At 63.2% G+C, this 10,714-nt stretch carries 13 protein-coding genes and 1 pseudogene; 9 read left to right on the forward strand and 5 right to left on the reverse strand.

What is annotated here, in order from left to right:
* Positions 1-231 (forward strand): annotated as a pseudogene (locus EN906_RS10380) (hypothetical protein); the annotation flags it as partial.
* On the opposite strand, the gene EN906_RS10385 reads toward EN906_RS10380, so the two are convergent.
* Entirely contained in the window at positions 215-1,138 is a 924-nt protein-coding gene (locus EN906_RS10385) for a metallophosphoesterase (RefSeq protein ID WP_127267379.1), read from the reverse strand. The pseudogene EN906_RS10380 and the gene EN906_RS10385 overlap by 17 nt on opposite strands.
* 53 nt (positions 1,139-1,191) lie before the next feature.
* Between EN906_RS10385 and EN906_RS10390 the strand changes: the two genes are divergently transcribed.
* The gene (locus EN906_RS10390; protein ID WP_127267378.1) at positions 1,192-1,686 is read left to right on the forward strand and encodes an NUDIX domain-containing protein; all 495 of its coding nucleotides are present in this window, start codon (positions 1,192-1,194) and stop codon (positions 1,684-1,686) included.
* Between the two features lies 1 nt (position 1,687).
* Here EN906_RS10390 and EN906_RS10395 read toward each other — a convergent pair whose 3' ends face one another.
* On the reverse strand, positions 1,688-2,680 hold the full coding sequence (locus EN906_RS10395) for a glutathione S-transferase family protein (RefSeq protein WP_127267377.1): 993 nt from the start codon (positions 2,678-2,680) through the stop codon (positions 1,688-1,690).
* A gap of 77 nt (positions 2,681-2,757) precedes the next feature.
* Positions 2,758-2,922, reverse strand: coding sequence for a hypothetical protein (locus tag EN906_RS37240; protein ID WP_164748917.1), 165 nt, complete (start codon positions 2,920-2,922; stop codon positions 2,758-2,760).
* Positions 2,923-2,951: 29 nt separating this feature from the next.
* On the opposite strand from EN906_RS37240, the gene EN906_RS10400 reads away from it, so the two are divergent.
* The 6 genes from EN906_RS10400 to EN906_RS10425 all read left to right on the forward strand — a co-directional run bounded on the left by EN906_RS10400 (position 2,952) and on the right by EN906_RS10425 (position 7,787).
* Complete coding sequence (locus tag EN906_RS10400; protein ID WP_127267376.1) at positions 2,952-3,488, forward strand: N-acetyltransferase; 537 nt, start codon at positions 2,952-2,954, stop codon at positions 3,486-3,488.
* 61 nt (positions 3,489-3,549) lie between these two features.
* A complete protein-coding gene (locus EN906_RS10405; protein ID WP_127267375.1) occupies positions 3,550-4,311 on the forward strand; it encodes a 3-hydroxyacyl-CoA dehydrogenase in 762 nt (253 codons plus the stop codon).
* A 6-nt stretch (positions 4,312-4,317) separates the two neighbouring features.
* Positions 4,318-5,499, forward strand: a complete 1,182-nt coding sequence (locus EN906_RS10410; protein WP_127267374.1) for a CaiB/BaiF CoA-transferase family protein — start codon at positions 4,318-4,320, stop codon at positions 5,497-5,499.
* A gap of 31 nt (positions 5,500-5,530) precedes the next feature.
* The gene (locus EN906_RS10415) at positions 5,531-6,310 is read left to right on the forward strand and encodes a HugZ family protein (RefSeq protein ID WP_127375162.1); all 780 of its coding nucleotides are present in this window, start codon (positions 5,531-5,533) and stop codon (positions 6,308-6,310) included.
* A 152-nt stretch (positions 6,311-6,462) separates the two neighbouring features.
* Positions 6,463-6,807, forward strand: a complete 345-nt coding sequence (locus EN906_RS10420; protein WP_023809905.1) for a metalloregulator ArsR/SmtB family transcription factor — start codon at positions 6,463-6,465, stop codon at positions 6,805-6,807.
* Positions 6,808-6,971: 164 nt separating this feature from the next.
* The gene (locus EN906_RS10425) at positions 6,972-7,787 is read left to right on the forward strand and encodes an RNA methyltransferase (protein WP_127375163.1); all 816 of its coding nucleotides are present in this window, start codon (positions 6,972-6,974) and stop codon (positions 7,785-7,787) included.
* 91 nt (positions 7,788-7,878) lie between these two features.
* On the opposite strand, the gene EN906_RS10430 is transcribed toward EN906_RS10425, so the two are convergent.
* Together EN906_RS10430 and EN906_RS10435 are read right to left on the reverse strand one after the other, a co-directional pair.
* Positions 7,879-9,015 (reverse strand): hypothetical protein, encoded by a 1,137-nt coding sequence (locus EN906_RS10430; RefSeq protein ID WP_127270376.1) that lies wholly within the window; start codon positions 9,013-9,015, stop codon positions 7,879-7,881.
* Positions 9,016-9,205: 190 nt separating this feature from the next.
* A complete protein-coding gene (locus tag EN906_RS10435) occupies positions 9,206-9,742 on the reverse strand; it encodes an EipA family protein (protein ID WP_236382921.1) in 537 nt (178 codons plus the stop codon).
* 391 nt (positions 9,743-10,133) lie between these two features.
* Here EN906_RS10435 and EN906_RS10440 point away from each other — a divergent pair.
* Positions 10,134-10,714 (forward strand): histidine phosphotransferase family protein (locus tag EN906_RS10440; protein ID WP_127375164.1); only part of this gene is annotated, 581 nt, incomplete at its 3' end.

Raw genomic sequence — 10,714 nt, forward strand, 5'->3', positions numbered from 1 at the left:
GAGCGTCAGAGGATGCTGGAAGGCGGCGTCGAACCCGCCGTCGCCGGCCTGAAACGTGCGTATGTGCCGGAAGCCGAACCGCCGCTGCGCGCAACGGAGCGCGGCAAACGCTGGTCGGCCCTTCTGTCCGGGCTTGGCCTGGTCGCTGCCGGCGCACTGGTCGGCCTTGTGGTGTCGGTCGTCCTGTTCTGGGACCGCATCGTGGCCATGGTTGTCAATTTGCGGCCATAGCGGCCTCGGCGCCAAGCTCCACCGTCTGCAGATCGGATGGCGGTATGGACGGCCCGGTCAGGCCGCGCCGTGTCAGCCGGATCCGCCAATTGCCCTTCTCGCCGTCAATGTCGAACAGATTGTACTGCGCCGCCGGGTTCTTGCCGCCCGGCGCCTGGCCGGCGGCAGCGACACCGACCGCCGGGATCCTGACGCCGCGACCGCCGATGAAGAACAGCGACGGCAGATGCGAATGGCCGTGCAGCACAAGGTCGGCGCCGTGATGGCGAATGATCTTGTTGAAGCGGGCGATGCCGAACAGCCGCTTGTGCTGCGGGACCGCGCCGCGCACCGGCGGATGATGGATCATGATGGCGCGAAACAGCCCCTGTCCGGCGGTATCCCCGAGGATTTTGCCGAGCCGCTTCGCTTGGCCTTCCATGAAGAAACCATTGGCCATGAAGGGTGCCGTGGCGCGCGCCGTCGAGACACCGATCAGCGCGACGTTGCCGCGCACGCGCAAATAGGGAAATGCGTTACGATCGACCGGCGTGTTGACGCCGTCGCCGCTCATCCACGCCGCCCAGGATCGGCAGACCTTGTCGAAGGCGCCTGGCACATAGGCGTCGTGATTGCCCGGAACGACCGAAACATCATGCGGCGGTGCCAGCGTCTCCAGCCAGTGCCTGGCCATCTCGATCTCGCCGTCGAGCGCCAGATTGACCAGGTCGCCGGTGACGGCGAGGTGGTCAGGCGTGTTCGCCTTGATGTCGGCGACGATCGTGTCGATGACCGCATCATGCATATGGCGGCGGCGGTTGCGCTGCCAGTTGACATAGCCGAGCACGCGCTTGGAGGCGAGATCGCGATAGGATACATCGGGGAGCGGCCCCAGATGGACATCGGAAATATGCGCGAGCCTGAACATACAACCTTCATAGGCGACCCGCGCACGGCTTTCCACCCACGGTTTCGCTATCAATGACGAGCCCTGAAGATGCCTTCCGCCAGACCGGCTGGCCAGGTTTGAGGGCCAGGCTGTTCCATCTCTATTTCGTGCTGCGGAGGCCGATGACGCTTGGCGTGCGCGGCCTGATCCACGACAGGGCGTCCAAGTCCGTCTTCCTCATTCGCCATACCTACGTACCAGGCTGGCAGCTGCCCGGCGGCGGCGTCGAAGTCGGCGAGACGATGAACGAGGCACTGGCCCGTGAACTGGCCGAGGAAGGCAACATCGCTCTCACCGCCCCGCCGGTGTTCAAATCGATGCATTTCAACCGCCGCTCCAGCCGCCGCGACCATGTCGGCTTTTATTTGCTCGAGCATTTCAGCCAGACGGCGCCGAAGCGGCCGGATCACGAAATCGCCGAAGCCGGCTTCTTCCCGCTCGACCGCTTGCCGCAGGGCACGACGCCGGCGACGCTGCGCCGGATCGCCGAGGTTTTTGACGGCGAGCAGCCCTCGCCCTACTGGTAGATCAGGCTGCCGCTTTCTCGAAGCGCGCCCGGTCGTGCCATGCGGCATAATCCAGATCCGGTCCGACAGGCACGATCCGCGTCGGATTGATCGTCTGGTGGCTGCCGTAATAGTGCGCCTTGATATGATGCATGTTCACCGTCCCGGCCACACCAGGCACCTGGTAGAGATCACGCAGATAGTTGGACAGGTTCGGGTAGTCGGCGATACGGCGCAGATTGCATTTGAAGTGGCCGACATACACCGGATCGAAGCGCACCAGCGTGGTGAACAGCCGCCAGTCGGCTTCGGTGATACGATCGCCGACGAGATAGCGCTGCTTCGACAGCCGCTCCTCCAGCGCATCCAGCGCTGTGAACACTTCACCGAACGCCTCTTCATAAGCGCGTTGCGTGGTGGCGAAGCCGGCGCGATAGACGCCGTTGTTGACCGCGGGATAGACCAGCGCATTGATGCGATCGATCTCGCCGCGCAATGCCTTCGGATAGAAATCGAGGCTGGCGTCGCCCCATTCGTCGAAGGCTGAATTCAGCATGCGGATGATTTCGGAAGACTCGTTGGAGACGATGGTCTGCTCCTTTTTGTCCCACAGCACCGGCACAGTCACCCGGCCCGAATAGGCGGGATCGGCCTTGGCATAGATCTGGTGCAGGAAGTCGAGGCCATAGAGCATGTCGCCCGTGGCGCCGTCCTCAGCCACGAACGTCCAGCCGTTGGCGCCCATGAAATGATGCACCACCGACACCGATATGACGCCTTCCAGCTTCTTCAGCGCGCGAAAGATCAACGTCCGGTGGGCCCACGGACAGGCAAGCGAGACATAGAGGTGATAGCGGCCGGGCTCGGCGTTGAAACCACGCGTCCGGCCTTCGGCAGGCGCCCCGTCAACGGTGACCCAGTCGCGCCATTGCGACTGCGTCCGCACGAACCTGCCACCATTGTCCGCTGTATCGTACCAGCGGTCCTGCCACCTTCCTTCGACCAGCATTCCCATACAAATCTCCTTGCGTCCTGTTGGTTGATGTAGGCGCAAGGCTGCCCTGTCGAAGACGTCAGGTGCTGAACAGACCGTCACTTGGCGGAAATGACGAACAAAACGGCCGATTGCAGCGGCGGGAAATTGATGCTAGCGGACAATCCGCATGTTCGATTTTGCTTCGATCCGGTTTTACCGACGACGAAAGGGCGCCCGCGCTTGATGAAGCGCTGACTGGCGAATGCTGCCGTTTGCAGCAACCTTTCCTCCTTACCGGAACGCAAAGACCATGAGCCTTGCCGACGTGAAATACCTGCCGGAAACCCCGGCGCACGACCCCGAGATCGAAGCCATCAATGACGAAGCCTTCGGGCCGGGCCGCTTTGTGCTGGCCGCCTACAAGATTCGTGAGGCCGGAGGGCACGAGCGTTCGCTGTCCTTTGTCGCCGTCGATGGCGACATCGTCGTCGCCTCGGTGCGCATGACCCGCATCGCCGCCGGTGCCGGCCGCGCATTGATGCTCGGGCCGCTCGCGGTGCGGCCGGCCTTCAAGAATCTCGGCATCGGCCGCCGGCTAGTGGCGATCGCGCTAGAGGCCGCCGCCAAGACCGGCGCACCTGCCGTCATGCTGGTCGGTGACGAGCCCTATTACGGGCCGCTCGGTTTCAAGCGGATTCCGCGCGGCCAGATTTCGATGCCGCGCCCCGTCGATCTCGACCGGCTGCTGTCGCACGAGATCGCGCCGGGCGCGGTCGCCAGGCTCTTGGGCGAGGTCTGCCACGCCGATCAGGCCAGGGTGGCCGATCCTGTCGCGGCGATGGCTTGACCTTTCCCGTCGATCTGGCGCCTGATCCGTCCCACTGTTCCTGAGATCAAAGGATGACGTCATGAACCCGAACGGCCAGATCGCGATCGTCACCGGCGGCGGCTCCGGCCTTGGCGAGGCAACGGCGCGCGCGCTGGCCGCCAAGGGCGCCCGCGTCGCCATCTTCGACGTGGGTATTGACCGCGCCGCCAAGGTCGCGGCCGAGATCGGTGGTATTGCCGTCCAGTGCGACGTCAGCAGCGCCGACAGCGGAACCGCTGCGCTCGCCGACGTAGCCGCCAAGCTTGGCGAGCCGCGGATCCTGGTCAACTGCGCCGGCATCGCCATCGGCGTGAAGACGATCGGCAAGGATGGTCCCCACCCCCTTGATCAGTATCGCAAGGTGATCGAGGTCAATCTGATCGGTACGTTCAACATGATCCGCCTCGTCGCCGAGCGCGCGTCGAAGCTCGAGCCGCTGCAGGGCGGCGAGCGCGGCATCATCGTCAACACCGCTTCGGTTGCCGCCTATGATGGCCAGATCGGCCAGGCCGCCTATGCGGCATCCAAGGGCGGCGTCGTCGGCATGACGCTGCCGGTGGCGCGCGACCTTGCCCGTTCCGGCATCCGCGTCTGCACCATCGCGCCCGGCATCTTCAAGACGCCGATGATGGCCGGCATGCCGCAAGAGGTTCAGGATTCGCTGGGCGCCGCCGTGCCTTTCCCGTCGCGCCTGGGCGAACCGTCCGAATATGCCGCTCTCGCCCTGCACATCATCGAGAACCAGATGTTGAACGGCGAGACCATTCGTCTCGATGGCGCCATCCGCATGGCGCCGAAATAGAAGGTCATGAACGCCGGCCTGTCCGCTGCCGCTAAAACCGGTCCGCTGACCGGGCTGAAGGTGATCGAGATGGCCGGGCTCGGACCGGTGCCGCTGGCCGGCCTGATGCTGTCGGAGATGGGCGCGCAAGTGTTGCGCATCGAACGGACGGGGACGAGCGAGTTCCTGTCGCTGCCGGATGAGTACAACATCGACCGCCATGGCCGCGCCCTCCTGCGCCTCGACCTGAAGCGCCGTGAAGGCACCGATCTGTTGCTGCGCCTTGCCGAAAAGGCGGACATGTTGCTCGAAGGGTTTCGCCCGGGTGTCATGGAACGGCTTGGCCTCGGCCCCGAAACGGTGCTGGCGCGCAACCCGGCGCTGATCTACGGCCGTATGACCGGCTTCGGTCAGGACGGCCCGCTCGCCGGCCGCGCCGGCCACGACATCACCTACCTCGCCTATAGCGGCGTGCTGCACGCCATCGGCCATGCCGACGGCCGTCCCGTCCCGCCGCTCAACCTTGTCGCCGACTATGGCGGTGGCGCCATGATGCTGATTGCCGGCGTGCTGGCCGCCCTGTTCCAACGTTCTCGCACGGGCAAGGGTGACGTCATCGACGCCGCGATGGTCGACGGCGCCTCGATGCTGGCGGTGCCCCTGCACGCCTTGACGGCGGCCGGCTTGTGGAGCGACAAGCGCGGCGCGAACCTGCTCGATTCCGGCGCCCCGTTCTACGACACCTATGAGACGTCGGACGGACGCCATATCGCCATCGGCTGTCTCGAGCCGCAATTCTTCGCCGAATTCGCCAGGCTGCTGCCGCTCGACGAGCGCTTTGCGTCCGGCCAGTACGACAAGGCCCTGTGGCCGCCGATGCGCGCCGCCATTGCCGATCGGATCCGGCAGAAACCACGCGACGACTGGGACCTGCTGTTTGCCCAGACCGATGCCTGCGTGGCCCCCGTCCTGTCGCTGCAAGAGGCGAAGCACCACCCGCACAATCGGGCACGCAACGCCTCTGTGACGACAGGTGCATTTGAGCGCCCGGCCCCCGCGCCGCGTTTCTCGAGCTCGCAACCGACATTGGCCACTATGCCAGGCAATGAGGATTTGTCGCCATCGGCAATTCTGGCACGTTTCGGCTTTGCGAAAGCCGAGATCGACGGCCTTGTCAAATCCGGCTTGCTGACCGATAACGATAACTAGAGAAGAAAGATCAACTTACTGCGGTGCTGCCTTGGACGAGCCGAAAAAGGACGTGATCCGCGAGACGGACGCCGAAGCGATCCGGCTGGCGAAGACGCTTCTGCGCAGCGCCCGCTTTGGCGCCCTGGCGGTGATCGAACCGCAAACCGGCTCGCCGCTGGCCAGCAGGGTCGGCGTGGCCACCGACATCGATGGCGCGCCGCTGATCCTGGTGTCGATGCTTTCGGCGCACACCGGCGCCCTGCTTGCCGATCCGCGCTGTTCCCTGTTGCTCGGCGAACCGGGCAAGGGCGACCCGCTGGCGCACCCGCGCCTGACATTGAGCTGCCAGGCGGCACGGCTTGAGCGCGGATCAGGCGAACACGCCCGCGCCGAGCGCCGCTATCTCAACCGCAATCCCAAGGCGAAACTTTACGCCGGTCTCGGCGACTTTTCGATCTTTCGCCTCGATCCGCAACGCGCCAGCCTCAACGGCGGCTTCGGCAAGGCCTATCAGCTCGATCGATCGGATTTGCTCGCCAGCGGACCGATCGTCGAGGAACTCGCGGCGCGCGAACAATCCGCCATCGACCACATGAACGCCGACCATCTCGACGCGATCGCCGTTTACGCACAGCATTTCGCCAAAGTATCCGGAAACGGCTGGAGTGTTGCCGGATTCGATGCCGATGGCATGGACCTGGTTTCGGGCGACGATGTTTGCCGGGTTTTTTACCCACAACCTCTGGCGGCGGCAGGCGAATTGCGGCACGTTCTGGTCGATATGGCCAAGGCCGGCCGAGCCATTGTCGACGCCGGGACGGAGACTTAATTATGCTGGACCAAAAGCAACACTTGAGATTTAAGTGAAATGCTCTACCTTTTGGTGACGCTGAATCGCCAGCGCCGATCGACAAGTGAATTTATGGAATCAGACGCCATTGCCCCCATGGCGTCGGGATGAACAGGAAGCATGGGGGATCGATGGTCTCGACAAAGCTAATCGTGAACGCCGAATCGGCGGCAGAGTTTCTCATGCTGATGGGCAATGAGAAGCGACTGTTGATCATGAGCTACCTCGCCGAAGGTGAGATGTCGGTTGGAGCCATTGCCGAGAAGGTGATGCTCAGCCAATCCGCCCTGTCCCAGCACCTCGCCAAGTTGCGGGCGCTCGACCTAGTCGAGACCCGCCGCGACCGGCAGATGATCTACTACTCCTGCAAATCCGACGCCGTGCGAGAACTGCTTGTCATGCTGGACGGCATTTTCGGCAGCGGCAAGGATGATCTGTCCCAGATGGCGCACCGTTTGCGCCGTGCTGGAACCTGACCACATAGCGCCGATCTCGCCGGCGTTTTCAGAGCGACATGCGCCCATCCGGGGCGCATAAAGCTGGCTGATTGTCCCGAATCGTCGCATCGTGCTTTCCAAACCAGGTGAGCGCCGGGAAGCGGTCCGGATTTTCGGGCCGATGCGACGGTCGCGAGGAATGCATGGATCCCATTCGCATCGACGACCCGCAAGATCCGCGCGTCGCTGCGTATCTCGACATTCGCGAGCGTGACCTCGCCGGCCGGCAAGGCCGCTTCGTCGCCGAAGGCAAGGTGGTGCTCGACCTGCTGCTCTCGACCGGGCGCTTTGCCGCCGAATCGATCCTGGTCCTGGAAAACCGGCTGGCAGGTCTCGACAACATCCTGAGCAAGGCGCCCGCCGACCTCCCGGTCTCTGTCGCCACCAGCGCGGTGATGGACGCTATCGCCGGATTTCATATGCATCGCGGCATCCTGGCCATTGGCCGCAAGGGAGAGCCGCAGCCGGCCGAAGACCTGCTCGACGGCTTGCCGCCTCGGGCGCTGGTCGTGGTGCTCGTCGGCATCGCCAACCATGACAATGTGGGCTCGATCTTCCGCAATGCCGCCGCCTTTGGCGCTGACGCGGTCCTGCTGGATGCGACATGCTGCGACCCGCTCTATCGCAAAGCGATCCGCGTTTCGGTCGGCGCCGCGCTCAAGATCCCTTTCGCATCGTTCTCCGACACCGCCGGCTTCACGACGATGCTCGCCCGACGTGGCTTCGATCAATTCGCGCTGTCGCCACGCGGGAAGACCGACATCCGCGATGCGCAGCGCAGCAAGCGCCTGGCGCTCTATCTCGGCACCGAGGGCGAAGGCTTGCCGGACGACCTGCTCGCAAGCCTGCACGACGTGCGGATCACCATGGCGGAAGGCTTCGACAGCCTGAATGTCGCCGCGGCTTCAGCCATTGCGCTGCATCATTTTTCGGCCAGAGCAATTCCAGGAAAAGTGTGAAGCGGTTTTCCGTCCAGAATTGCGTCAAAGCAAAGAGTTAGGGCATTTCGCCGTTTCCGTGAAACGGTGAAATGCTCTAAGGAGGCCTGATTCAGCTTGTCGCGTCAGCCTTCTGCAGCGCGCGCACGCGGTCGGCAAGACTGCGGTCACCGTTGCCGGAGCGGGCGTCCGACGGTACTGCCAATGCCTTGGCGATCGGCGAACCAGGCCCCTCGAGCTTCGCCGTCAGATGGACGACCTCCGCCGCCAGCGCGTTCATCTGCTCGCGCAAGGCGGAGCTGCTGTCCGTGGCCTTGGACGCGGCCAGTGCGGTGAGGTCGGCCTTCAGCCGCTTGTTCTCGCGCGCCAGCGCCGTCAGCCTCGCCTCGAGCTGCTCACGGTCACTGTCGAGCTTGGCGATTGCCTTGTCCAAATCATCACTCCTGGCGACATCGCCGCCTTTGCCGACCAGCCGCAAGGCTGGCGCGCTGTCTTCGGATTTCGATCTTTCGCGCATGCGTGCCAGTTCCTTTTCGCGGCGGTCGAGTTTGTCTTCGCGATCGGCAAGTGTGGCCAGCAGCCGTTCGACCTTCTTGTCGAGTTCGGCGGTCCTTTTCTTCTCGGCTTTCAGGGCCTCCCGCGCGGCCTTGCTTTCGGCCGCGATTTCCTGGCCGCGCCTGTCGGCTTCCTTGCGCTGGCCGCGCAGCATCGCAATGTCACTGGCGAGCTTCTGCATTTCGGACTCTCGCGCCACGAGTTCGATCTGCCGGCTGCTCGAGGAAAAACTGGCGTCGTCATACATGCGCTCCAGCTTTTGCAGCTCAAGTGCACGCTTTTCCAGCTTGCGTTCGGTTTCCTTCAGACGCTCCGAAAGCTGCTGCAACTCGCCCTCTCGCTGGCGCAGCGCTTCGTTCTTCGCACCCAGTTCGGTCAGCGCCTGGTTCTTGTCCGTCCGCTCGACCGCCAGGCCCTTCATGGCCTCGCGACCGCGATTGATCTCGACCAGTTGTTCGGCCGTCTTCTCTCGCAACGCCTTGACGCTGATTTCCAGGCGGCGCGTCGTCATGGCGTATTCGGCGCGGATGCGATCCTTGTCCGCCTGGATTTCGGTTTGCGTCAGAGGGATCGAGGATTCGACGCGTCTGCGTGTAAGCGTGACCGCACGACGCCATATGGCCGGAGCCACCATGAGCGCCAGAAAGCCAGCACAGAGAAAGCCGAGGACGAAGAACAGGACCGACTGGACCAAGTGACTACCCGTTGTGGCCGGTAAGCATCAAACCAGATAAACCAAAAGCGCATGGAGCGCTTTGACTGTGCCACGTTGACATGGCGGAAATCCAGCGTTGCGGCAAGGGTTTGCCGCAACGCCACGAGTTTAATGCATGTCGACCCAAAAGCGGTCCCGGTTTTGTGCAACGACAGCCAAGGACTTCAGCTTAGAACGGATTCCAAGTGGCGCGCTCGGTAAGCTTCAGATAGCCGAGATTGACGCCAAGCCGGGCACCGACACCGGTGCGGATCGGCACCAAAACCACATTGTTGTTCTTCAGCACGTTGAAGCCGACGCCAGCCACCACATAGGCCGAACCGGCGACGCCGCCATAGCGGTTGTAGAGGCTGCCCACATCGTCGAGATTGTAGACCAGCATCATCACCCGCGACCCCTCGCCGCCGAAATCCCAGCCGAGCGATGGGCCTTGCCAGAACACTTTGTGGTCGCCGGCATTCTTGGTGTAGAGCGTGCCTTCGCCATAGGTCAGGCCACCGATCAGCGCGCCCGAGCCCTCTTCGCCCAGCAGATAGCCGTTGGGCAGGCCGTAGGAAGCAAAAATCTTCTCGACGACTGTGGCGAGCCCGCCTGATGTCGCGCCGAAGAACTTGTGACCGGAATCGACAATCTCCTGAGCGGTGTATTCCTGGGCCCGCAGGGCTGAAGTCGAGAAGACGAGAACGCCCAGGAGCGTGACCGCCATTGAGAAGACACGGAGAAAGCTCCGGTCGTAGTATCGGGAAAACATGCTTCCAATCTCCGTCAGGGAGCACCTTCGCCGACGCCTCGCACCCCGTACGGCTCTTTTAGCCGGCCGTTAAGGGTAACTGTTAGGGGCAAACTATGCCGTAATCCTTTTTCAACCATTAAGCTCCCACATGAACATGGCGGTTCGAAGGCTGTTTGGGGTCGCTCAAGTGGGGCCGGCAGCCTGCGTGAACACGCCATTTGCCACAACCACAATTTGGATTTGTTGCTGCACGCACGGGCGCTGTGTATTCAGAAAGCCCGAGGAGAGAGTGTGTGATTCGTGTGGCAGGCGACGATCGATCGCCCGGCCATGAGTTGTGAGATTTTGCAGGGATTTTTCGCCGATGGCCGATCTGTTCACCCTTTCCGCACCCGATCTGGCAGCGCTTTTGTGCAGCCGGGTCTGCCACGATATCATCTCGCCGGTCGGCGCGATCAACAACGGGCTCGAATTGCTTGATGAAGGCGGCGCCGACGAGGACGCCATGAAGCTGATCCGTCAGAGCGCCCGCAACGCTTCGGCCCGCCTGCAGTTCGCCCGCATCGCCTTTGGTGCCGCCGGCTCGGCCGGCATGTTGATCGATACCGGCGATGCCGAAGCGGTCGCCATCGCCTTCCTCAAGAACGAAAAGCCGGAACTGACCTGGAACGGGCCCCGCGCGTTGCTGCCCAAGAACAAGGTCAAGCTGCTGCTCAACCTGATCCTCGTCGCCAATGCCGCCATTCCGCGCGGCGGCAAGCTTTCCGTGACGCTGGAAAATCTTGAGACCGAACCTCGTTTCGCGCTTGCGTCGGCTGGCCCGATGCTGCGTGTGCCGCCGAAATTCCTCGAACTGCATTCCGGCCACAAGCCGGAGGAACCGATCGACGCGCATTCCGTGCAGCCCTCCTCCACGCTGCTTCTGGCGCGAGAAGCCGGCATGAC

Source organism: Mesorhizobium sp. M7A.F.Ca.CA.004.06.1.1, from assembly GCF_003999135.1.
In the GTDB taxonomy this organism is placed as follows: Bacteria; Pseudomonadota; Alphaproteobacteria; order Rhizobiales; family Rhizobiaceae; genus Mesorhizobium.